At 61.0% G+C, this 21,658-nt stretch carries 21 protein-coding genes and 1 pseudogene; 11 read left to right on the top strand and 11 right to left on the bottom strand.

The features are described from left to right. Positions 1-105 precede the first annotated feature (105 nt). Positions 106-843, top strand: coding sequence for an MIP/aquaporin family protein (locus ACVILL_RS38000; protein WP_456733713.1), 738 nt, complete (start codon positions 106-108; stop codon positions 841-843). Between the two features lie 172 nt (positions 844-1,015). Here the strand turns inward: ACVILL_RS38000 and ACVILL_RS37995 are convergent, their stop codons facing one another. Further along, complete coding sequence (locus ACVILL_RS37995; RefSeq protein ID WP_456733712.1) at positions 1,016-1,990, bottom strand: helix-turn-helix domain-containing protein; 975 nt, start codon at positions 1,988-1,990, stop codon at positions 1,016-1,018. Positions 1,991-2,425: 435 nt separating this feature from the next. On the opposite strand from ACVILL_RS37995, the gene fdhA reads away from it, so the two are divergent. After that, positions 2,426-3,634, top strand: coding sequence for a formaldehyde dehydrogenase, glutathione-independent (gene fdhA, locus ACVILL_RS37990; protein ID WP_456733711.1), 1,209 nt, complete (start codon positions 2,426-2,428; stop codon positions 3,632-3,634). Between the two features lie 11 nt (positions 3,635-3,645). Beyond that, entirely contained in the window at positions 3,646-4,137 is a 492-nt protein-coding gene (locus tag ACVILL_RS37985) for a GlcG/HbpS family heme-binding protein (protein ID WP_456733710.1), read from the top strand. Positions 4,138-4,255: 118 nt separating this feature from the next. On the opposite strand, the gene ACVILL_RS37980 is transcribed toward ACVILL_RS37985, so the two are convergent. The 4 genes and pseudogenes from ACVILL_RS37980 to ACVILL_RS37965 form a co-directional block, all read right to left on the bottom strand. Further along, positions 4,256-5,689 carry a sensor histidine kinase gene (locus tag ACVILL_RS37980; RefSeq protein WP_456733709.1) on the bottom strand — a complete coding sequence of 478 codons (1,434 nt, stop codon included), beginning with the start codon at positions 5,687-5,689 and terminating at the stop codon, positions 4,256-4,258. A 3-nt stretch (positions 5,690-5,692) separates the two neighbouring features. Next, the gene (locus ACVILL_RS37975) at positions 5,693-6,349 is read right to left on the bottom strand and encodes a response regulator (RefSeq protein WP_456734453.1); all 657 of its coding nucleotides are present in this window, start codon (positions 6,347-6,349) and stop codon (positions 5,693-5,695) included. Positions 6,350-6,460: 111 nt separating this feature from the next. Continuing rightward, positions 6,461-6,622, bottom strand: a pseudogene (locus ACVILL_RS37970) (tyrosine-type recombinase/integrase); the annotation flags it as partial. A 231-nt stretch (positions 6,623-6,853) separates the two neighbouring features. Then, positions 6,854-6,982 (bottom strand): hypothetical protein, encoded by a 129-nt coding sequence (locus tag ACVILL_RS37965; RefSeq protein WP_456733708.1) that lies wholly within the window; start codon positions 6,980-6,982, stop codon positions 6,854-6,856. A 159-nt stretch (positions 6,983-7,141) separates the two neighbouring features. On the opposite strand from ACVILL_RS37965, the gene ACVILL_RS37960 reads away from it, so the two are divergent. Continuing rightward, entirely contained in the window at positions 7,142-7,978 is an 837-nt protein-coding gene (locus ACVILL_RS37960) for an IS5 family transposase (RefSeq protein WP_456733707.1), read from the top strand. 297 nt (positions 7,979-8,275) lie between these two features. Here ACVILL_RS37960 and ACVILL_RS37955 read toward each other — a convergent pair whose 3' ends face one another. Continuing rightward, positions 8,276-9,037: an IS5 family transposase gene (locus tag ACVILL_RS37955; protein WP_456733706.1), complete on the bottom strand. Its 762-nt coding sequence runs from the start codon at positions 9,035-9,037 to the stop codon at positions 8,276-8,278. Positions 9,038-9,225: 188 nt separating this feature from the next. Between ACVILL_RS37955 and ACVILL_RS37950 the strand changes: the two genes are divergently transcribed. Continuing rightward, positions 9,226-10,197 (top strand): MBL fold metallo-hydrolase, encoded by a 972-nt coding sequence (locus tag ACVILL_RS37950; protein ID WP_456733705.1) that lies wholly within the window; start codon positions 9,226-9,228, stop codon positions 10,195-10,197. Between the two features lie 186 nt (positions 10,198-10,383). After that, positions 10,384-10,863 carry a lipocalin-like domain-containing protein gene (locus ACVILL_RS37945; RefSeq protein WP_456733704.1) on the top strand — a complete coding sequence of 160 codons (480 nt, stop codon included), beginning with the start codon at positions 10,384-10,386 and terminating at the stop codon, positions 10,861-10,863. Positions 10,864-10,924: 61 nt separating this feature from the next. Here the strand turns inward: ACVILL_RS37945 and ACVILL_RS37940 are convergent, their stop codons facing one another. Further along, on the bottom strand, positions 10,925-11,938 hold the full coding sequence (locus ACVILL_RS37940; RefSeq protein ID WP_456733703.1) for a methyltransferase: 1,014 nt from the start codon (positions 11,936-11,938) through the stop codon (positions 10,925-10,927). 8 nt (positions 11,939-11,946) lie between these two features. Next, entirely contained in the window at positions 11,947-12,912 is a 966-nt protein-coding gene (locus ACVILL_RS37935; protein ID WP_456733702.1) for a Bug family tripartite tricarboxylate transporter substrate binding protein, read from the bottom strand. A 128-nt stretch (positions 12,913-13,040) separates the two neighbouring features. Between ACVILL_RS37935 and ACVILL_RS37930 the strand changes: the two genes are divergently transcribed. Further along, positions 13,041-13,982, top strand: coding sequence for a LysR family transcriptional regulator (locus tag ACVILL_RS37930; RefSeq protein ID WP_456733701.1), 942 nt, complete (start codon positions 13,041-13,043; stop codon positions 13,980-13,982). Positions 13,983-14,459: 477 nt separating this feature from the next. Here ACVILL_RS37930 and ACVILL_RS37925 read toward each other — a convergent pair whose 3' ends face one another. Both ACVILL_RS37925 and ACVILL_RS37920 read right to left on the bottom strand, forming a co-directional pair. Continuing rightward, on the bottom strand, positions 14,460-14,873 hold the full coding sequence (locus ACVILL_RS37925; protein WP_456733700.1) for a RidA family protein: 414 nt from the start codon (positions 14,871-14,873) through the stop codon (positions 14,460-14,462). 36 nt (positions 14,874-14,909) lie between these two features. Beyond that, positions 14,910-16,130: an acyl-CoA dehydrogenase family protein gene (locus ACVILL_RS37920; protein WP_456733699.1), complete on the bottom strand. Its 1,221-nt coding sequence runs from the start codon at positions 16,128-16,130 to the stop codon at positions 14,910-14,912. 115 nt (positions 16,131-16,245) lie between these two features. Here ACVILL_RS37920 and ACVILL_RS37915 point away from each other — a divergent pair, with 115 nt between their 5' ends. Beyond that, positions 16,246-16,905, top strand: a complete 660-nt coding sequence (locus tag ACVILL_RS37915) for a Crp/Fnr family transcriptional regulator (RefSeq protein WP_456733698.1) — start codon at positions 16,246-16,248, stop codon at positions 16,903-16,905. Between the two features lie 8 nt (positions 16,906-16,913). Here ACVILL_RS37915 and ACVILL_RS37910 read toward each other — a convergent pair whose 3' ends face one another. Continuing rightward, a complete protein-coding gene (locus ACVILL_RS37910) occupies positions 16,914-17,444 on the bottom strand; it encodes a flavin reductase family protein (RefSeq protein ID WP_456733697.1) in 531 nt (176 codons plus the stop codon). Between the two features lie 166 nt (positions 17,445-17,610). Here ACVILL_RS37910 and ACVILL_RS37905 point away from each other — a divergent pair, with 166 nt between their 5' ends. From ACVILL_RS37905 to ACVILL_RS37895, 3 genes are read left to right on the top strand one after another with little or no spacing between them, the layout of a single operon-like run. Continuing rightward, a complete protein-coding gene (locus tag ACVILL_RS37905; protein ID WP_456733696.1) occupies positions 17,611-18,825 on the top strand; it encodes an ABC transporter substrate-binding protein in 1,215 nt (404 codons plus the stop codon). 3 nt (positions 18,826-18,828) lie between these two features. Continuing rightward, on the top strand, positions 18,829-19,857 hold the full coding sequence (locus ACVILL_RS37900) for a branched-chain amino acid ABC transporter permease (RefSeq protein WP_456733695.1): 1,029 nt from the start codon (positions 18,829-18,831) through the stop codon (positions 19,855-19,857). Between the two features lie 2 nt (positions 19,858-19,859). Beyond that, positions 19,860-21,656: a branched-chain amino acid ABC transporter ATP-binding protein/permease gene (locus ACVILL_RS37895; protein WP_456733694.1), complete on the top strand. Its 1,797-nt coding sequence runs from the start codon at positions 19,860-19,862 to the stop codon at positions 21,654-21,656. Positions 21,657-21,658 lie beyond the last annotated feature (2 nt).

Below are 21,658 nucleotides of genomic sequence, written 5' to 3'. Positions count from 1 at the left end.
CTGCCGGCGGCGCTCCCCGTGCCGCCGGCCATCCCCAAAACCAACGGATCGTACGCGGCGCATACCTGATTGCGCCGGACGGTCTGCCTCACTCTGGAGTCAACGATGTCCAACCGGATTGCACCAAAACTCCTTGCGGAGTTCATCGGCACGTTCGCGCTAATATTCATCGGCGCCGGCGCCGGGGCGGTGGTCGGTGATGGTGTCGGCCTGCCCGGCCTCGCCGCGATTGCCTTTGCTCACGGTTTGACCGTCATGGTCTTCGCCTTCGCCTACGGCTCCGTGTCAGGCGGCCATTTCAACCCCTCCGTTACTGTGGGTGTGCTCGCCGCCGGCGCCATGCGTGTCGGCGAGGCGGCTGGTTATATCGTCAGTCAGCTCATTGGCGGTCTTGTCGGCGCGCTCTTGTTGCGGGCGGTGTTGGGCGGTGCGGAGACCGGCCTCGGTATGCCCGCGCTCGCGCACAATGTCGCTTTGGGAGCCACGACCATCACGGTCACGGCTTGGGCCGGCTTCGTGATCGAGGCCATTCTCGCCTTTTTCCTGGTCACTGTCGTGCTCAGCACCGCGGTGGCGGGCCGCGCCGGCATCCTCGCGCCGTTGGCGATCGGTATGACCCTGACCATCAACATCATCATGGGTGGCGCGCTCACGGGCGCCGCCTTCAACCCGGCGCGGGCGCTTGGCCCGATGGTCGCGACCGGAAATTTCAACGATGCCTGGCTGTACCTGACGGCCCCGATCGTCGGCGCCATCGTCGCTGCCATTCTACACACGGGCCTCGCCCGGCTCGTCCAGGAACGGATGCCGACAACCAGCGAAGCCCGGACTCCCGCCGAATGAGTTTCGTCTCGAGACGCGTGTTTCAAAGACCAGAGGAAATCGCGCCTGCTGCCGATCGGCAGCAGGTAGATCGCTACGTCCTTCGACGATGTCGTTCGCGAGCTGCGTCGCGCGTCACAAAGGGCGGCGCAGTCGGTGCCCGCTATCGCGCGGCGTCCGCAAGCCGACCGCTTTAATCGAGACGGCGACGGTAATAGCTCGGCGTTTCGCCGGTCAGCCTGTGAAACGCGCTGGTGAATGTGCTGGTATCGCTGAAGCCGACCTCAAGTGCAATCGCCGTGACCGACCGTTCGCGATTCGCCAATAGCTGCTTGGCCCGTTCGATTCGCCGGGTGGCGTGATATCGGTGTGGCGGCAGGCCGAAAGAACGTTTGAACGAGCGGGAGAAATGATATGGACTTAGCTGCGCCAACTCGGCCAGCGTCGCGAGCGGAATATCGTTGGCGACATGCTCCTCGACATAGGCGGCCACCCGCTTCTGTTGCCAGGCAGCAAGGCCGCCACGACTGACCGGCTCGTGGGGTTCCGTGCCACCGTTGATGCGAACGAGCTCATGCGTCAGCACGATGCCGAGCGCTTCGGCGTATTGCCGATGCGCCGTGTCCGCTTTCTCGATCACCGACTTGAGCTTGAGAGCGGTTTGCCAGAGATCGCGATCGTAAAAGAACAGGCGCGGCTTGAATTCGATCTCCTCAAACCGCAGCGCGGGATCGGCGAGAGGCCCGCGCGGATCGATGTACAAGTAGGTCGTGTGCGCCAATGCGCGCGGTCTCTGCCATCCGCGGAAGACGTGCCCGGCGGGAACGAAAGTCAGCTTGTGCGTGAAATGGCGCAGGGTCGACCGCGGCAGGCCTTCAACAAACGACTCCCCATCGTAGCGCTCGGCGACTTCTGCCGCAATGAGCAGGTGCCATGGAGCCCGGAATCCGTATTCAAACTGCGTGTGCCGCACGATCTGGACCGTCTCCCCGCGAAACCCCGACCAGGTCGTGGAACGGCGCTTGGCGATCTCAGGCGGGGAGATATTGACGAGCGAACGAGATTCAAAATTTGGTTGCGGCAATCCCGGCGGGTGCTCGGCGATCGGGCGTGCGAGAGGTGGAAGTGCAGCGGGTTTATTCCAGGTCGATTCGGCGGAACTGGCCATTATTCGATCTCACTTGCTTTGATCCCTTCCAACCCCAGACGCTGTTAGTAGGGCGGGCGCGACGATGAACAAGACGTGGAGTCGGCCCCGCTCACGCCGAGTTGAGACTCGACCGTCACGATCGATTGAGTTTCGCGTGTTTCGCTCGCAATTTCCGGGCGAAGCCGTGGAAATGTCGCGCGCGAATTACCAAAAGAACACGGCGTCAAGACCTTGGCGCGATGCGATGGAGAATTGACGCAGGACAGGAGGGCGATGCCGCACAGAAATTGCGCAAGATTGGGACAATCGCAGCAAGACGACCAAAGTCGTCGTTAAAATCGTCCATACCTCCAAAGTGACAGGGGCTATCTGCGCGCGCCGAAAGCGCCTGCGTCCAGCAAAGAACCTATCGCGTCGACACGACGCACAGCGTGAGACCTAAGGAGATTGCAGATGCCTTCCAGCTCCAATCGCGGCGTCGTTTACCTCAAGCCCGGCCGCGTCGAAGTCCAAAACATCGACTTTCCGACCTTCCGCAATCCGGCAGGAAAGACGATCGATCACGGCGTCATTCTCAAGGTCGTAACGACGAATATCTGCGGCTCCGATCAGCACATGGTGCGCGGCCGCACGACAGCGCCGGCGGGCATGGTGCTCGGACACGAGATCACCGGTGAAGTGATCGAGAAGGGCCGCGACGTCGAATATCTGGAAATCGGCGACCTGGTGTCGGTTCCTTTCAACGTTGCGTGCGGACGGTGCCGGACCTGCCGAGAGGGTGACACTGGCGTCTGCCTTCATGTCAACTCCGACCGTGCCGGGGGCGCCTACGGATATGTCGATATGGGTGGATGGATCGGCGGGCAGGCCGACTACGTCATGGTGCCCTATGCGGACTTCAATCTGCTGAAGTTTCCGGACAAAGCTCAGGCGATGGACAAGATCCGCGATCTGACCTGCCTCTCCGATATTCTGCCCACGGGATTCCACGGCGCCGTCACCGCCAAGGTCGGTGTCGGATCGACGGTCTATGTCGCCGGGGCAGGGCCGGTTGTGCTTGCGGCGGCCGCGTCCGCGCGCATCCTTGGCGCGGCAGCCGTGCTGATCGGCGACATGAGCAAGGAGCGGCTCGCTCACGCCAAGAACGTCGGCTTCGAGCCGATCGACCTCACCAGGCACGATCGCCTCGGCGAACTCGTTGCCGACGTCCTCGGCGTTCCGGAAGTCGACTGTGCGATCGACTGCGTCGGCTTCGAAGCAAAGGTCCAAGGAGCCGACGGCAAGGCCGTCGAAGCGCCTGCCGTCGTGCTGAACAGCCTGATGGAGATCACCCGCGCAGCCGGCGCGATCGGCATTCCCGGCCTCTATGTGACCGACGACCCCGGCGCCAAGGAGCGGGCAGCGAAACAGGGTAACCTGAGCCTGCGCCTCGGTCTCGGCTGGGCAAAGTCCCATGCCCTCCACACCGGCCAGACGCCGGTGCTGAAATACAATCGCCAGCTCATGCAGGCGATACTTTGGGACAGGCTGCCGATCGCCAAGATCGTCAATGTCAAGGTGATCGACCTTGAGCAGGCGCCGGAAGGTTACAAATCATTCGACGCCGGCGTTGCGAACAAGTTCGTCATCGATCCGCACCGGCAACTGCCCAGGGCGGCTTAAGTCAGCTCGCTATGACCAAACTTGGAATTGGCATTGCAGTGTTGGCAACAGTCTCCTGCCTGTCTGTCGGGGCACAAACCATCAATGTAACGACCCTCGATCAAGCCGGGGCCCAGATGGTCCTGCAAGCGGCAAAGGCAAGCGCGCAGCAGCACCATGCGCCCTCGGCAATCGCGGTGGTTGATCCGGCCGGAGATCTGCTTGCTTTTGAGCGGATGGACAGTGTACGGCCGGCAAGCGCGGACCTCGCGATCGGGAAGGCACGAACAGCCGCGCGGCTACAACGACCGACGGCGGAGATCGAGGACAGCATCAACCAAGGTCGAACGGCATTCGTCACCGCCAACATTGCGGTGCTGCGCGGCGGCATGCCGATACGCGTAGGGAGCGAAGTCGTGGGCGCGATAGGCATAGCTGGTTTGAGCAAGGACACGGACGTGGACATCGCGAACATCGCAGCGGCCGCGCTGGGGTTCTTGCCGGAGACAGCCGGGCATCATTGAGAGAGTCATGGCCTATGGGCGCTGAAGATACTGCAATCCCGCCTGTCCTGCGGCCTGGAAACGCGCCGGCGGTGAACTTCGGGCGCAGCCCGCGGTCTTCCATTTCCTCGCCGCGACCTCACCTCTCACCGTACCGTTGTCGCAGACGAAGAGACCAGGTCTCGCCGAGGCGTCCTTCGCGTTGCCAGAAAACGGACCATTCGAGGCCTGGAGAGACTTCAAGTTGGTTCAGGGAAAACGAGGCGAGCCTCGAAACCGCTGACACGGCCCATGACAGGGAAATGAGGGTCAGGCTGCCGCCAATCTGCCTCATAACACTATCAACAATGGCAAGCCCAAGACCACTGCCGGCACCGACCGAGCATCCACGAACGAAAGGATTCTTCAGGGTATCGAGGATCTCCGATGGAATGATGGCACCGCCGTTCAGCAGGCGAATCTGCCGGTCGTGGCCAACGACGAGCTCGATCGGCTCATTGGAGGCGCCGTAGCGAACCGCATTCTCGATGAGATTGCGAAGCGTGACGCCGATGATGTCCAGTTCGCCCTGCACGATGAACTCGTCCGGACCTTCCGCGGTGACCACCAACCTGTCCCCGACGTCTTCCTGCCGGAGAAACTCGTCGACGAGGATCTGCACGACCGTCATGACGTCGACGCGTTCCCGCAGCATCCCGACGCCGGCGCCGCTGCGCGACAGTTGCAGCAACTTCTCGACAAGGCTGCCGAGCCCCTTGATCTGGACGACGATGCGGGCCGAGCGTTCGGCGTGCGGCGTTCCGGCGAGCTGGGCCGACAGCAACTGCATCTGCGCCAGCACGGCGGCAATCGGCGTCCACAACTCGTGGGCGCTGTTTGCCGCGAACTGGCGTTCAGTCGCCAAGGCGCGCTCTAGCCGTTCAAGGAGCCGGTTGACCGCAGCTTGAATCGGCGCGAGCTCTGTCGGTAGCCCCATGTCGGAGATTTGCGACAGATTTGAGCCGTCGCGACGGCTGATCTCGCTTCGCAGCTGATCCAACGATCGCATGCTCCGAAGGACCGCCCAGCGGATCAGGAACCACAACAACGGCAGGAACAGCAGCAGCGGCCCGACGGTCAATGCAGTTGCCCGCCACAGCGACTCGGCGCGGTGGGCCCTGGGCTCGGCAACCTCGATGAAATAGCCATCGGCGGCGGCGGGTCGCGCATAGACGCGATACTGCGGCGTGTCGTGGAATCCGGCCTGGCGCGGCACCGGAAACGGTGTCTCAGGCGCATTCTCCGAGCGCATCGCGATTTCGCCTGTCGGTCCGACGATCTGATAGGCCAGAGCCCGTGGATCCATCGTGGCAACCAATTGCTTCGCCATTCGCTGCATGGCCTCCGGCTGCCGCACGGCCTCGTAGGTCGCCGGCAAGAGCCGCTGCGCGACGTCCTCGATCGCATCGTCGAGTCTTTCGTTGATCTCAAACACCGTGAGCGTGCCTGCGGCCACGCTGCCGAGGATCCACAGGGCCGCCATCGAGGATGCCAACAGCCAGATCAGCAGCGAAACAAGGCTTCCGTGCACCATGTTTCACTCTCCCAGGCGGTAGCCGAGACTGCGCACCGTGCGGATGAAATCCCGCCCGAGCTTGCGGCGTACGCGGCTGACATAGACCTCGATGGTGTTGCTCTCGATCTCCTCGCCAAAGGCATAGAGCGCATCCTCGATCTGCTCCTTCGATACGATTGACTGTCGCCGCCGTCCGAGCACCTCGACCACGGCCCATTCGCGCGCGCTGAGTTCGACGGGCCGCCCATCCAGTCGCGCGACTTTGAGTTCCCACTCCAGTTCAACCGGGCCGATCTGAAGGATCGACGCTGCTTCTCCGAAATATCGGCGGCTGACGGCCTCCAAACGTGCATTCACTTCGTCGAGGTCGAACGGCTTGACGATGTAATCGTCGGCGCCCGCTTTCAACCCCTCGATCCGGTCACTGACAAGGTCGCGCGCGGTCAGGATGACGACAGGCAGCGCATCACCGCGGCGACGAAGTTTGCGCAGGAAATCCAGGCCGCGCCCATCCGGCAGGTGCAGATCAAGCAGTGGCGCGTCATAGGAGACCGTGCGCACCGCGTGCTCAGCCGGCTCCAGCCGTTCGAACCAGTCGACGGCTTGTCCCGCCGCTCGAACATGCTCCTGCACAGCCGATCCGAGATGCGGCTCATCCTCAATCAGCAAGACTCGCATGGTCCGCTCACGATCCTCATGAAACGTGGTTGTCATCCTAAACACGCGATCGTTTGAACCTGCTCGACTTGGAATCGCGCCTAGTGCCTCACTAGACAGCGGGATTGAACGGGTATGCCCATTCTTGGTGGCTGGAATCACCAACCGTCGCCGCTTTCGGTCGAGGTCAGTCCACTTCATGGCAGCGATTTTGCCGCGCCTCATAGTTGTGGCCAGCGCAAAGCGAATGATCTGCGCAATAGCTTGCTTGCGGGATCGTTGAGCCGCCTTCATCAAGCGATTGAATTCGCCGGGCCGCAGGCGGCGTGTGCGCACTCGCGTGATTGCTGTAAAGCGAAGCGCTTTGATAGGATTATCTTTGATCGGAATTGCCCAATCGCGCTTTGCGACCTCGAACATATGCTGGATTGGATTCAGTTGTCGCTTGAGGGTGGTTGGCGCGACATTGGCCAGTCGGCGATCGCGGTAACGCGCAAAGTCGGACGGCCCCAATTGAGAAAGCGGCTACTTGCAGATCGGGTCGATCAGCATCCGCGCCAGCACGGCGTCTTCAACCTGTGCGCCGCGCTTCTGCGGAGTAACTTCTTTCCCGTAGCGTTCAATCAGGTCGGCCAGCCGCATTGTCTTGAGCATGCTGGCGTCGGCGGGTAGATCAGACCGGTCCGCCCGGACCTCCATGTCCCTTGCCCAGGCTTCCGCATCCTTCCTCCTGAGAGCCTGACTGAAAAAGGAGTGAGTGATCTCGGTTGGCTGTGATTCCTTCGGATTTGCGAAGATTCGAGGGAGGGCACGATGCCGTGGACCGAAATCACTCGTGTCGAGTATCAACGCAAAGGGCTGCGCTACACAAGCGATCTGACCGATGCGGAGTGGGCGCTGATATCCCGGAAGATGCCGGCGCGACAGCGACGAGGACGCCCGCGGGAAGTCGATTTGCGTGAGGTGGTGCAGGCGATCTTCTACATTTTGTCGACGGGCTGCCAATGGCGAGCTCTGCCGAGCGAGTTCCCGCCATACTCAACGGTCCAAGGCTATTTTTATGCCTGGCGCGACAGTGGCCGATGGCACCGGATCGTCGGAGCCTTGGTCCGGCAAGCGCGGCGGAAACTCGGGCGCAAGCCGGGACCGACGGCTGCCGTCATCGATAGCCAGACGGCTCCGACGACGCAGGCCGGCGGGCCACGCGGCTTCGACCCCGGCAAGCGCCTTCATGGACGTAAGCGGCACATCGTCACTGACACCAATGGTCTGCTGCTGGCAGTCCACGTGCATCCCGCCAACGTTCAGGATCTCCACGGTGCTGTCCCTCTGCTGGAACACCTGAGAGAACACTTTCCCGGGCTTCAGCATGTCTTTGCTGACCGAGTCTATCGCGGCAAGCAGCTGCTCGACGCACTGTCCCATTGCGGCCAATGGACCATCGATATTGTCCAGCGGCCACCCGGCGTCAAAGGCTTCCAGCTCTTACCCCGACGCTGGGTCGTCGAGCGTACCTTTGCCTGGTTCGGCAGGTGCCGTCGTCTCGCCAAGGACTTCGAGGGCTCCGCCGCAACCGAAGTCGCTTGGCTCCTCGTCGCCCATCTCAGGCTCCTGATCAGACGACTCGCAAGGCCCCAACACGCTTTTTGAGTCAGACTCTGAGGAAGGATTTGGACAGTGGGCGGGCGCCTGACCGCCTGACCTGTACCTGCCATTTTGCGCCTCTTTGCCGGATCGTAGCCATGGGTTCTCTCGCTGTGACACAGTTGTGACAGCGAGAGAACCGGGGGCTGGGATGGATCGGACCCGATGGGCCAGAAACGCCTGCAAACAAGGCATTTCAGAAATGGCGCACCCGACACGATTCGAACGTGTGGCCTTCGCCTTCGGAGGGCAGCGCCCCGGCTCCCAAATACGCATTTAGTCAATCGCAAGCACGGGTATTAGTTAGGACGCGGACTCATTACGACGCAGCCATAGCCTGATTGACGCGAGCTGAACGAAGGCAAGGTAGTTGGCGGCCAGCCTGTCGTAGCGCGTCGCCACGCGACGACATTGTTTGATCCTGTTGAAGAACCGCTCGACCTGGTTGCGAGCACGATAGAGATAGGGGCTGAAGCAGATCGGATCGCTGCGATTGCTTTTCGGCGGGATGTTGGCCCACGCGCCCTTCTTCATGGCAAGTTCCCTGATCCAGTCCGCGTCATAGCCACGGTCGGCCAGCAGCATTGACCCGGATTTCAGACGAGACAGCAGTTTTCCAGCAAGTCGAATGTCATGCGCCTCACCGGGGCTCAGCGCGAGGCGTACCGGCAGACCATTGCTATCGACCACCGCATGAATTTTGCTCGTTAAGCCGCCGCGGGACCTTCCCATCGATTGGCGTCGGTTTCTTGTGATGCAGGCTCCATGCTGATGCACACGGACAATGGAGGTATCGATCATCTGGACAGCGGCATCATGGGCAGAGGCAAGCGCTTCTATGATGCGGCTCCAGACACCGGCCCGCCGCCACCTGACAAAGCGATTGTAGCAAGTGGTGTATGGGCCAAACGCCGTCGGCAGATCACGCCAAGGTGCTCCTGACCGCAGGACCCAGAAGATGCCGTTTAGGACCCGTCTGTCGTTCACCCGCGGGACGCCACGCGGCTTGTTCGGCAGCATCGGCTTGATGGCGGTCCATTCATAGTCGGCGAGTTCGTAGCGCATGATTCGAGCCCCTGACAACGTGGAGGGCTTGAATCATGGTTCGGGGCCCAAGCTCAACTGTTCGCTTGCACCCGAAAGCGGACCTGTCGTGCTCAGAGCGAGTTTTGTCGTTCATGACCCGAAGCCGACCTTGTGCAGTGCAGATCCCCATTGATATGCTCGATCCATTCAGCGGGGAGTCCCGAACGATGACCGATATCTCGCGTCGAGCCGTGACACTTGGCGCAGCCGGTGCTTATGCCGCGTTTGGACTCGACAAGCCGATCACGTTTGTCGACGCGGCTCACGCTCAACAGTCCGTCACTCAACCTTTCCGCAAATACAAGGTCGGCGACATTGAAATCTTCTCTCTGATCGATGGCATGCGTGACGTTCCGCTGCGGGAGGGCATGGTCAGGAATGTCAGCGTCGAACAGGTCAAGACCGCGTTGCGTGGTGCCGGCTTTCCCGACAATCAGGCGCCCCTGCGGTTTATCGTCATGGCGCTCAAGCTGCGCGATCAAGTGGTCCTGATCGACTCGGGCACGGGCGGTCATCCGATTTATGGTGAGGGGAACGGCCGGCTATTCGAGAGCATGGCGGCGGCGGGCCTGAACCCCAAGGCAGTCAAGACGATCCTGATCTCCCATCTCCACGGCGACCACATTTATGGCCTCATGAACAATGAGAGCGATGCGCAGGTCTTCCCGGATGCCGACATCGTGGTGCCCGCCGCGGAATTGAAATGGTGGACGCGCCCGGGAGTCGAGTCGATCGATCTCGGACCGACGCGCAAGGGCCTCGCCCAGCGCATTCAGGCCACGGTGGCGACTTGGAAAAACGTCAGGACCTTTGAGGGAGAACCGGAGCTCCTGCCTGGTGTGCACGCCGTTCAGGCGCCCGGCCATAGCCCGGGAATGGTCGCGCATCTGGTCACCTCAGGCGACGAACAGTTCCTGATCAGCGCTGACGTGGTCAATCTTGCGCCACACATTTCAACAAACCCCGAGTGGCAGCTCGCTATCGACCAGGATCCGCAAATGGCTGTCGAAACGCGAAGGAAGATCTTCGATCGCGCGGTCGCCGACAAGCTCACCATTTCGGGTACTCACTGGCTGATGCCGAACGTCGGCACGCTAGCCAAGGATGGCAGCAGGTACGTATTCGTAGCTGAGGGGTAATATTTCCGACACTACCAGTCGGCAATTGGAACACGGCTGCTGCTCGTAGCGGAGAACCGATAGGCAATGGGGTCAGCTTTGGCCCCAAGCAGAATCAAGCACTCAAAAGCCTAGTATTTCCTGTAATCTGCGGCTCGACTGGGCGGAGGAGAAATGAAAAAGCACGGTAGAGTTCTTGGAACGTGCATGGTCGCAGCTGTCGGGTTGTCATTGCATGCGAATAGTACATCTGGTCAGCAGCTATCGATGAAGGAAGGCCTCGAAGGAACATGGATCGTGGTTTCCTGGGAGCAGAAGAAAAATGACGGCACCACCTTACGGCAGTTCGGTGAGAACCCAGCGGGCATGGCCATTTTCGACGCCGGCGGGCGGTACATCATCACGGTTATGCGCTCAGACCGCGCCAAATACAAAACCAATGCGTTGTGGCAGGGTACTGCGGAAGAAAACGAAGCAACAGCTAATGGGACCCAGACTTACTTCGGGACGTATGCGGTCAACGAGTCAGACCGTAGCATCGCAATCCATGTTGAAGGTAGCTCCTTTCCCAATTGGAACGGCTCAGATCAGAAGCGCTTCGTTACGGTTGCCGGGGATCAGCTCACACTGACCATTCGCCCTCCGAGCGGCGAGAATGTCGATGTGACCTGGAAGCGAGCAAAGTGACCCTCAAAGATCGCTTCAGTTTCTGGCCTATCTCCGCATTGCCGCGGCCGGCTTCCAAGTTTCAACCAAGCCGCGACTCGGTCAGACTAAAGCGGCCGGCGCGGAGAACCGCGATGGGACGGAAGCCACTCTCGGTCAGGAGCCGACAATATTCCCTTTCGGTCCGTTCCCGTCCACCTGGGCCGCGCAGCATATTTAAATCGCTCATCGCGCACGACCTGCCCGCGTCATCGGTACCGGGCAATTCCGGCATCGTACGTTCGACTAATAACAGTCTGCCTTTTTGGGGAAGCGCTTTGCGGCAGTTTCCCAAAATGATGCGGCTGCGCTCATCATCCCAGTCGTGAATAATGCTTTTCAAGATGATCGCATCGGCCACTGCAGGCACCCCGTGAAAGAAATCGCCTGCGACAAAGGTAAGGCGATCGGAGAGTCTCAGGCTCGCGAAGTGCTGGTTAGCGGCGTTAGCGCACCTCGGCAAATCGAAAACCGTTCCTTTGATATTCGAGTATTCTCTCGCCACGGCGCCCATGAGTTCCCCGGAGCCACCTCCGACATCCATCAAGTGGGAGATCGTGCCAAAGTCGTAGGCTTGCAACAGATCGTGCGTAACCAGCCGCGTCAGGTCTGTCATCGCTTCATTGAATATCCGCACATCCTCTGACGTGCGCGCCATCAGATCGAAATTGTCGTCGACGTCCTGGAGTTGGGCAGCGGTCTTCCCCGACATGATCGAATCTAGAAGACCCTCCCACCTCCTGATCAGCATGGAGCCTTCAAAGATGACCCAGTTCTTGAACGATCGTTCAGCAGCACCGTCGAGCCCGACCCCCAGTTCGTTTAGCAAGTAGCGGCCTTCGCCGACGCGAGAGCAAATGCCGACGGTCGAGAGAGCGACGAGCAAGCGCGCCAGTGCGTCCCGGTCCGCGTGGGTTCGACTCGCGAGTTCTTCGACAGTTCGCGGTCCGTCGCGCAGCAATTCAGCAAGGCCCAGCCTGGTAGCGACATAGATCACAGCCGTCACACGGTGCGATTGAACAAGGTCCAACAACTGTTCGGAGGGATTGGTGGTCATGCGCCGCCCTAGTCTTCGATCGGGAATCCTGACGCCCTGACGATCGGTCCCCAGCGTTCGAACTCGGCGCGCTGGATATGTTTAAGTTCGTCCGATGTCGTTCCTGTTGGCTCGCACCCCATGGCACGAATCTTTGCGCGCATTTCGGGATCGCTCCCGATTGCAATGATCTCCTTTCCCAGGCGCTCAACGAACTGACGTGAGGAATGGGCAGACGCATAGAATGCGAACCACCCGGCCGCGTCGATATCGATCCCGCTCTCCTTCAGAGTTGCGGTCTGGGGCAGGAAGGAAGATCGCGCAGCGGCTGCGGTGGCGATGATGCGTATGCCACCGCCCCCATGTTGCTCCAGGAGTTCGGAAAGAAACGCCATATACATCGGGACCCGGCCGGCCAGCACATCCGGGAGGGCAGCAGGAGTACCCTTGTAGGCCGTGTGGCGCAGTTCTAGACCTGTGATCCGGGCAAACTCGCCGCAGATGAAATGAGGTGCTGTACCTGCTCCCGGCGAGCCGTACACGGCCTGTTCGGGATTGGCCTTCATCCAGTCGATGAGTTCGTGCACCGAATGGATGGGCAGCTTCCCGCTGACCGCCAGAGCCAGATCGACCGTCATCACCTGCGAAAGTGGCACAAAGTCGCGCTCTGCATCATATCCCAGGCTCCTGAAGAGATGCGGCTGAAGTGTGAATTGCGAAGCGGAAGCAAACAGCACTGCCTCCTCTCCCGGTGCGGCATTCTTGACCGCCTGAGCGCCGATGCGCCCGCCAGCGCCAGCAAGGTTCTCCACAATCGCCACCTTGCCGAGCCTGGTATGAAGCTGCTCGGCAAACAGCCGGGCGATCGAATCTCCAGACCCACCAGGCGCGAATGGAAACACGATCTTCAGCGGCTGGTCGGCAGCAATGGCGGGTAGCGGAAGAGCCAGAGCCGAAAACCCGGCCAGTATGGCGCGACGCGAGTAAAGCTGCATGGCGTTCTCCATGTGCTTGGCACGGCATGCGATGATCCGGCCGGCTTTCCATCTCGCTATTCTGAAGCAACAACGCTATAACCCGAAATTGCAATTTCCTATCGGGCTATAACGTGAGGTGAATACTCATGCAGTGGCACGACCGCATCGGCCGACGCCTACGCCTCAAGGATCTGCATACGCTGCAGACCGTCGCAGAGGTCGGCAGCATGGCCAAGGCGTCTCTCCGTCTCGGGTTGTCGCAGCCGGCGATCTCCAAAGCTATCACCGATATGGAGCATGCCGTCGGAGCTGCGCTGCTGGATCGCACTTCGCGCGGAGTTGAACTCACTGAGTGCGGCCGCCTTCTGGTCGATCGCACGCGCGTCGTTTTCGACGAAATAAAGCTAGGTGTTACCGACATTGTGCAAAGGTCAGATCCGGCGCAAGGGCTCGTTGCGATCGGTACAACCGAGCCGGTCACCGCCATCGTTACAGAAATTATCGGACATCTCGTCCGCAGATATCCGGGCATCAGGTATCATATCACGATAGGTGATCGGGATGCGCTGGAGCATGCTCTGCGCCAGAGAATGCTTGATCTGGCCATAACGCGCTGGGCGCCGTTGCCGGTCGCCGATGATTTGTCCGCGGAGGTGCTGTTTAGATCCTCCCTTGCGGTGATGGCGGAGCGACGGCATCCGCTCCTGCGATCGAGGAAGAAGTTGAAGCTCGAAGAACTTATGCAAGAGCAATGGACGCTCTCGCCGCCCGATTCTTTTTTGGGGCGTGCCGGCGTCGAGCTATTTCGGCGACATAACCTGCCGCTTCCGCCAACCACCGTCACTACGATTTCAATCTACATGCGGTTGAATCTGTTGGCGAGCAGCCGGTTTATAACCCTATTGCCCATGCAGATACTCAGAATGCGATCGAGTAGCGCATGGCTGCGCGCGCTGAACGTCGACCTTGGCGATACTTCCGCCCCGATAGCCTCAATCACCCTGAAGGGACGACGGGCCGGAGGTGCCGTCAAATTATTCCAAGAGGCCAGCCGGGAGGTCTGTAAGGTGCTGGTTGGAGTGAACTGATCGGTCCGAGCGGACTATTCATAAGCGGAACTGACGAGTTTATGAGTACGCGCCATAGTAACCCCGCGAGCGCGCACCCTGTCCCATGCTCTGTGCTACGCTGCCATCGAAACCTTGTGCCACGTCGATGGCCAAAACCTCTTTTGGGCCGTAGCCTAGTTGGTAGGTTCAGCTTCAATACAACGAGTAACGCGATAGAGGCCATCGTGGCCGGTTCCGCGATTTCAGCCCTGGTGACGCGTAAACCGTAGCTCTGGGCGTGGGTTGTGAGGATGCGTTTCGCGAAAGAAAACCTTCGCCAGCGCTCAAGCCGTCCGACGCCGAACGCAAAACTCAGCCCGGCAAATACGGTCTATATCAGGACCGTGGTGTGGCTCACCAGCAGCGACACACTCCCTAAGGCTTATCGGACCGGCAAAGAAAAGCGGTCGGGATTGACATCGATCCCGACCAAGTCTGGGAGGAAACGAAGTGCGATCAGTTCCTGGCTGCGGCGACGGCTTTGATCTCGATGATCAGGCCGGGACGGGCCAGCCCGGCAATATCCAGGATGGTCCACGTCGGAAAGGGAGCTGGCACGTATCGCTCCTTGATCTTCATGAAATCGGCCAAGTGATTACTCACGCCGACATGATACGAAACGAGTTCGACGAGGTCGCTCATCTGGCAGCCCACCTCATCGAGAACCAGCTTCAGACGTTCGAAGGCATTGACGAATTGCTGTTCTGGTTTGTCCGGCATCGAGCCGTCCGAATTGAGGCCGATCTGTCCCGCGACGAATACCAGACCGCCTGCTTTCACCGCGGACGAATACTGAAATTTTTCGAAGATCGTTCCACCGCCGGCAGCGGCAAAAATCGGATTGGTCGAGCTGTATGCTGTCTTGGTCATTCTAAGTCCTCACGCTTTTCTTGAGGTTTGTGGATATTAGAGGCGCGTCCCGGGTGCCAGTTCGAGTCCGAGCAGAAGGCGTCCGTAGGCCTCCGAGATCGGTTCGGGCTGAAGGAGGAAGTGAGAGCTCATTGCATGGATGTCGCGAAAGAGGCGCTCGGTCCGCGTGCCCTCCGGCAGGAGGGCCCCGCCGAGCGCTGCGAACAGCCGCTGCGTCGAAGCGAGGGCCTGTCGCGAGGCGACCGCTATTTTGGTGCGGCTGAGGCCGCGCTCTTCCGGCGTGAGGATACCGACCTGGCCGATCCGGTCCTCGATCATGGCGGTTTCGAAGAGAAGGAAATCGCGTAGCAGACTCATGGTCGCCGCGCTGCTGCCGGCATCGACCTGGGCGATCTTGTCGTTGATCTGAGCCTGCTGGTTGCCTGAACTGATCCGGCTGCGCATGATCTTGATGCATTCTTCGCTGCACGCGCTCGCCACACCCAGAGTCGGAGCAAGTACAGACATGGCGAACGCGGTATTGAGAGGAAAGTCGTAGCACCTCTCGTTGTTGGGACTGGTCGGGTGCTTGTTGCCGGCCTGGAGATCCACCCAGCTCATGAAGCGATGCTGAGGCACGAAGGACTGTTCAAGAGTGATGTTCTTGCTGCCGGTGCCGCGCATGCCGATGACGCGCCAGCTTTTGTGGTCGATCTCGAACTCCGACTGGCTAACGAGAACGATGTGAGGAACCGGGCTTCCGTTCGCTCCTGGAATGTTGACCAGAAGCCCCAGCCAGTCGGCGATGTCTACGCCTGACGCGTACCGCCAGCGACCGCTGAGGACAATTCCGCCGTCGGCCGGATCGACCCGGATGTCCTGTCCGACCCCACCGGTCAGCATCGGCACGATGGGTGAGACGCCGTCCGCGAAGATCTCGGCCTGCGCTTCTGCCGAGAACTTGCCGAGCATCAAGATGTTGGCGCTGGTCAAACCGGACAGCCAGGCGCTGGAAGAGCAGCCTCGGCCGATGTTGAAAGTCGCCTCCCATGCGAGGCGCGGCGAGGCGCCAAAACCACCGAAACGCGCCGGGCGCATTAGATTGAACAGCCCGGTCTCGAACAGACGTTCAGCGACGTCGTCGGGGATGCGGCGCGCCTGCTCGATCCGCGGCGCCTGTTCGCTCAACCAGGGCACGAGGGCGGCGGTCCTTTCGATCACCTGTTCGGCTCCAGCTTCCATGGAAGCCGAGCCTGCAAAACGTTGAGCCAAGCCCATTGCGATTGCCTCCTCTCGCGCTATCATTCTCATCGGATACCGCGGGGAGACCTCGCGTGCTGTATCGCCGGATACTTGCTTATTGTTCCCTTCGAGAAATCTGCGGACGGCATGAATGACAAAAAAGCCCGCCGCGACCTGGCGCATGACGGATGCGCTCGCGGCCAAGCTGCGATCGTTTGAAGGCAAGGTCAGGCTGCGCCGCTTCGCCGAAGGCGAGCAGCTTTACCGTCAGGAAGAGGTCAATAGCTGCTTCTATTTCGTGAAGTCAGGGCTCGTCCAGGTGTCGATCTTCCGACGGGACGGGACCGAAGTCGTGCTGGAGAACATGGGGCCGAACGCCCTGTGCGGTGAAGGCGCCGCGTTCGATGGATTGCCGAGATTCTCGACGGCCGTTGCGGTCGAACCGACGGAAGCGCTCGAGTTCGACGTTGCCAAGCTGGAATCCCTGATGCGAGAGGACCCGGAATTTGCGCTCGCCATGCTTAGGCTGACCAGCCTCAAGCAGCGGATTCTCGCGCTGCGGCTCGAGCACCTCGTCTCGAACGATCCGGAAGAGCGCATCCTCGAACTGCTCAGCCGGTTGAGCCGGATGTTCGCCGTGGATCACGAGCGAGGCCGAAAGATTCTGACGCATCTGACGCACGAACAGATCGCCTCGATGACCGGGACTTCCCGCGTCACCGTGACAAGGACGCTTGGCCGGTTGCGTGACAAAGGAATGCTGTCCGTCGAGGACGGCTTCACCATCCTCGCCAAGAATCTAGACGTCTAGGGTCGTACTCAGCCCGTCCACCAGAGTTCGTCGATGCGTTGTTCCGGACCTGTGTCGGGCTTGTCGTATGGAAGTCGGGCATACTTGCCGCCGTGATAGAGCAGCGGCGTTGCGGCGGCCGCCGGCCCGAACATCTCGTCAATTTGGCCGATGAGGATGCGGTGATCCCCACCGGGGTGGTCGGCAACGAGCCGGCATCGGAAGGTGGCGTTGGCCCCCTCGATCCACGGCACGCATTCGGTTTCCTGCCAGCGCCACGTCGGCGCCGAAAGGGGCCTGCCGGCATGATGCATCGAGACGTCCTGCTGGTCGCCCGCAAGCAGGTTGACGGAAAACGCACCGACGGCAGCGATCCGCTTTGCCGTAACGCTGGCCAGCGAAGCACAAAATAGCAGCAGCGGCGGATCGAGGCTCACCGGCGTCAGGGAATTCACCGTCATGCCGGTCGGACCTGATTCCCCTGCGACCGCGATTAACGTCACGCCGGTCGTTAGCCTCCGGAACAGCGTCCGAAAGTCCTGGGCAGTATCCCCGTTCATGCTGTCGATCTCCGTGAGCTGGGCCGTTCAAGATGCCCGGTTCTACCGGTAGCGAACGGTTGTTTGCTGTATCCGGCAGCACAAAGTCGCAGATGTATCCACAGATACAGCGGAGCGCTGCGCGGTGGTGTCACGCTGTAGCCATAACGGTAACCGTGAGGGGAACATGACAACGACCGCGAAGCGCGCCTTCATTGCATTCGGCCTGTCCACGCTGCTTTCCGCCGGAGCCGTTGCGATCTCCGATCACCGTCCGGCAACCGCTCAGGAGAAGCCGGAGTTGCGCATAGCCGCGATCATCGCAGTGACGGGCCCGGCGTCGGCCTTGGGGGCACCGGAGCGGAACGCGGTCGAGCTGTTCGACAAGACCTGGTCGAACCGCGAAGATCTCCCGTTCAGGATCAAGGTTATTTCCTACGACGACGGCTCGGACCCGACCAAGTCCGTTAGCCTCACGCGCAAGGCGATCGAGGAAGACAAGGCCCATGTCGTGGTCTGCTGTACGACCACTCCGGGATCAATGGCCATCATCGACACCGTCAACGCCGCCAAGATCACGATGATCTCCATGGCTTCGTCTGCAACCATCATCGAGCCGGCGAGTGCACGTCCGTTTACCTTCAAGACGCCGACGTCGGACAAGCTGATGCTCCAGCGCACGCTCGACTACATGAAGCGCCAAGGCATTAAGAAAATCGGATTTTTCGGTCTTGAGGATGCCTACGGCGAGGGTGGACTCAAGGAGCTACAAAACGTTGTCAAAGACGTCGGGATCGAGCTTGTCGCGATCGAGCGGTTCGCGCGTCAGGACACCAATTTCACGCCACAGGCGTTGCGCCTGAAGCAGGCCGGGCTGGATGCGGTGTACGTCCATGCCATTCCGCCATCGGCCGATCTTGCTCATGAGGCCTTGAAGCGCGTGGGCTACACCGGGCCGATCTATCACGGTGCCGGTTCGTCGATTAACGCGTTCGTCGATATCGGCAAGGCGAATGTCGAGAGCGCCATCGTCGGCGTCGGAGCGCTGAACGTCTACGATCAAATCAAGAACGACAACCCGCTTCGCCCGGGGCTCGCCAAGTTCGCCGAACTCTACGACGGGGCGTATGGCAAAGGCAAAGTAGACCTCTTCGCCGGCCAGTCCTGGGATGCGATGATGCTGGCCGTGAACGCCTATCAGAACGCAACGGCCGCCGACGCGAAGGCGGCCGATCTGGCCGCGACGCGCGTCGCGATCAAAGACGCGATGGAGCGGACCAAGGAATGGCCGGGTGTGAATGGCGTCTTCAACATCACCCCGACTGACCATCTCGGTCTCGACAAGCGTTCGACCTTCTTATCGCAAATCAAGGGCGGCAAGTTCGTCCTCATCGAGGAATGACCGTTGCTCGACACGCTCCTGTTCCTGCTCGCTGACGGCATCACCAACGGCGCGGTCTACGGGTTGGTCGCCCTCAGCCTCATCGTGATCTACACGGTGACGCGCGTGGTGAACATCGCGCAGGGCGAGTACGTGACGCTGGGAGCACTCTCGTTCGCGAGTGCGCTGTCCGGGTCGTTCAACGTGCTGAGCGCCATCGTTGCCGGCGGCCTCGCTGCGTTCGCGGCGAAGGACCTCGCTGACCGCCGCCTGTCGGCTGCGGTCAGGTTTCGTATTATCCTCTCACGGGTGGCCTGGATACTGGTCGTGCTCGGCTCTGCCTGGGTGGCCAATCTTCTGCCGGGATCCTATTGGCTCGCCGTTCTCGCGTCGCTCGTGGCGACAGCCTCACTGGGGACGCTGGCGTATCGTCTGACCGTCGAGCCTGTCTCCGGCGCATCTCCGATCGTGCTGCTGATCGTCAGCGTCGGCGTCTACATGGTCTTCCACGGTACCGCAGTCATGATATGGGGCGCCGGGCCGCGCTCTGTTCCGCCGGTCGTCGATGGTGGTCTCACGCTGGGGCCGATCTTCGTCACCTATCAGAGCCTTTGGATTTGCGCCTTCTCGGTGATCGCGATGGTCGCGCTCTATCTGTTCTCGGAGAGATCGTTGATCGGGCAGGCCTTGCAGGCCACGGCGGTCAACCGGACGGGCGCGCAGCTCTGCGGTATTCCCGTCAGCGTGGCCGGTCAGCTCAGCTTCGCCATTGGAGCCGGATTCAGCGCGCTTTCCGGCCTGCTGCTCGCTCCGTTGGTGACCGCGAACTACGACATGGGATTTCCGATCGGCCTGAAGGGCTTCGTCGCGGCGGCTCTCGGCGGAGTCGCGGAATATCCCACGGCGTTGATCGGCGTCCTGCTGGTCGGACTGACCGAGTCCTTCTCCGCGTATCAGGTAAGCGCCTTTCGCGACGTTGTCGTCTTTCTGATGGTGGTTCCCATTCTGCTTTGGCGGAACGCGGTCCGTCCACCTGAAGCGCACGAGCACTGATCATGATCTCCCCGCAGCCGCAAATCCAACCGTCCTGGCGCACGCCCGGCATTGCCTCGCTCGCCGTCGCGATTTGTCTTTTCGCCCTCGCCAGCACCATCGCCATTCTCGGCCCGCAATACGACGTCACGCTTATTGTCACGGTGGGTCTTACGGCTCTGGCCGCGATGGGGCTCACACTCCTGCTGATCGCCGGCCAGGTGTCGTTGGGGCAGGCCGCCTTCATGGCCATCGGTGCCTACGTGGCAGCGATCCTCGCTCGCGATCATGGTGTTCCTTCGATCCTTGCCCTTCTCATCGGGACCGCGGCATCGGCAATCGCAGGAATCATCGTGGGTGCGATCACGCTGCGGCTCAAGGGACACTTCCTGCCGCTGGCGACCCTTGCAATTGGCATTGCCACCAGTGCCGGCATCGTCGCCGCCGGGGCATTGACGGGGGGTGCCTCGGGGTTTGGTCAGATTCCACCGCTCGCGATCGGTTCGCTCGAATTGGTGAACGAACGCGCATTCGCGATTGTGGTCTGGTCGATTGTCACGGTGGCAGGCGGTGGATTTTCGCGGCTGCTGCACAGCCGGACCGGGCGGGCCGTCGCCGCACTGAAAACCAATGTCGAGATGGCGGAAGTGTTCGGTGTGAACGCCACGCGCCTTCGGCTTCTGGTGTTCGTCGTTGCCGCCACGCTGGCGGGTCTTTCCGGTGGGCTCTATGCCTTCTACTTCAAATTCCTCAGCCCAGCGCCGTTCGGGCTGACATCGAGCGTCAACCTTCTCATCGCATGCATTTTCGGCGGGATGTCCCATCCGTTTGGTGCGGTGCTCGGTGCGACGGCGATCACCGCGCTCGAAATGGTGCTGCAAAATACGGTGGCTCGCATGCTCGGACTGTCGGGGCATGTCGAAATGATCGTGTTCGGCATCGTGTTGATCGGCGTGCTGTTGCGATGGCCCGGCGGCATTTGGTCTGCCTTGCAGCGGGTTTGGCCCACATTCTCGGTGGCGCGGCCAGGTCGCAACATAGAACTGACCCCGTCCAAGCGCGGCGCGGAAGGAGAGGATCTTTTGAAGGTCACGGGGATTGCGAGGAATTTCGGTGGCCTGAGAGCGCTGCAGGGGGTTTCCTTCTCGGTTGGCCCGGATCAGATCGTCGGACTGATCGGCCCCAACGGTGCCGGCAAGTCTACGACCTTCAACGTCGCGACGGGACTTCTCGAACTCTCCGAGGGAAGCGTTCTCCTCATGGGCGCGCCGCCGCCTTCGCGGGTGTCGGACCTGGTGCATCGCGGTGTGTCCCGCACGTTCCAGCATGTTCGCATCGTGCCAGAGCGCACCGTACTCGAGAACGTGGCCTTCGGCGCGTATGCACAGGGCCGTTCCGGAATAATCTCCGGAATGCTCGCGTTCGACCGCAACGAGGAGGCCGCGACCTTCGCCAAGGCCTGGCGTGCGCTGGAGATCGTGGAGCTGGACGGGCTGGCGCACGAGCCGGCATCACGTCTCGCAATGGGGCAGGCCCGGCTCGTGGAAGTCGCACGAGCGCTCATCAGCCGACCGAGGCTTCTGTTGCTGGACGAGCCGGCCGCGGGCCTGCGTACGGGCGAGAAGCTCAAGCTCGTCACATTGCTGCATCGTCTCAAGCGGGCCGGAATGTCGGTTCTTCTGGTCGAGCACGACATGGATCTGGTCATGAACTGTGTCGATCGAGTCGTCGTCCTGGATCGCGGACAGGGCCTGATGACCGGCCATCCGGACGAGGTCCGCCGCGACGAGCGGGTCATCGCCGCCTATTTGGGAGCGTGATC

It is taken from the genome of Bradyrhizobium sp. USDA 3364, from assembly GCF_054056355.1.
This window is presented reverse-complemented; position numbering and strand designations above follow the sequence as displayed.

Coding starts and splice junctions, on each gene's coding strand:
- ACVILL_RS38000 (WP_456733713.1), top strand. CDS start 106: ATGTCCAACCGGATTGCACCAAAACTCCTTGCGGAGTTCATCGGCACG.
- ACVILL_RS37995 (WP_456733712.1), bottom strand. CDS start 1,990: ATGGCCAGTTCCGCCGAATCGACCTGGAATAAACCCGCTGCACTTCCA.
- fdhA (WP_456733711.1), top strand. CDS start 2,426: ATGCCTTCCAGCTCCAATCGCGGCGTCGTTTACCTCAAGCCCGGCCGC.
- ACVILL_RS37985 (WP_456733710.1), top strand. CDS start 3,646: ATGACCAAACTTGGAATTGGCATTGCAGTGTTGGCAACAGTCTCCTGC.
- ACVILL_RS37980 (WP_456733709.1), bottom strand. CDS start 5,689: ATGGTGCACGGAAGCCTTGTTTCGCTGCTGATCTGGCTGTTGGCATCC.
- ACVILL_RS37975 (WP_456734453.1), bottom strand. CDS start 6,349: ATGCGAGTCTTGCTGATTGAGGATGAGCCGCATCTCGGATCGGCTGTG.
- ACVILL_RS37965 (WP_456733708.1), bottom strand. CDS start 6,982: ATGCTCAAGACAATGCGGCTGGCCGACCTGATTGAACGCTACGGGAAA.
- ACVILL_RS37960 (WP_456733707.1), top strand. CDS start 7,142: ATGCCGTGGACCGAAATCACTCGTGTCGAGTATCAACGCAAAGGGCTG.
- ACVILL_RS37955 (WP_456733706.1), bottom strand. CDS start 9,037: ATGCGCTACGAACTCGCCGACTATGAATGGACCGCCATCAAGCCGATG.
- ACVILL_RS37950 (WP_456733705.1), top strand. CDS start 9,226: ATGACCGATATCTCGCGTCGAGCCGTGACACTTGGCGCAGCCGGTGCT.
- ACVILL_RS37945 (WP_456733704.1), top strand. CDS start 10,384: ATGGTCGCAGCTGTCGGGTTGTCATTGCATGCGAATAGTACATCTGGT.
- ACVILL_RS37940 (WP_456733703.1), bottom strand. CDS start 11,938: ATGACCACCAATCCCTCCGAACAGTTGTTGGACCTTGTTCAATCGCAC.
- ACVILL_RS37935 (WP_456733702.1), bottom strand. CDS start 12,912: ATGCAGCTTTACTCGCGTCGCGCCATACTGGCCGGGTTTTCGGCTCTG.
- ACVILL_RS37930 (WP_456733701.1), top strand. CDS start 13,041: ATGCAGTGGCACGACCGCATCGGCCGACGCCTACGCCTCAAGGATCTG.
- ACVILL_RS37925 (WP_456733700.1), bottom strand. CDS start 14,873: ATGACCAAGACAGCATACAGCTCGACCAATCCGATTTTTGCCGCTGCC.
- ACVILL_RS37920 (WP_456733699.1), bottom strand. CDS start 16,130: ATGGGCTTGGCTCAACGTTTTGCAGGCTCGGCTTCCATGGAAGCTGGA.
- ACVILL_RS37915 (WP_456733698.1), top strand. CDS start 16,246: ATGACAAAAAAGCCCGCCGCGACCTGGCGCATGACGGATGCGCTCGCG.
- ACVILL_RS37910 (WP_456733697.1), bottom strand. CDS start 17,444: ATGAACGGGGATACTGCCCAGGACTTTCGGACGCTGTTCCGGAGGCTA.
- ACVILL_RS37905 (WP_456733696.1), top strand. CDS start 17,611: ATGACAACGACCGCGAAGCGCGCCTTCATTGCATTCGGCCTGTCCACG.
- ACVILL_RS37895 (WP_456733694.1), top strand. CDS start 19,860: ATGATCTCCCCGCAGCCGCAAATCCAACCGTCCTGGCGCACGCCCGGC.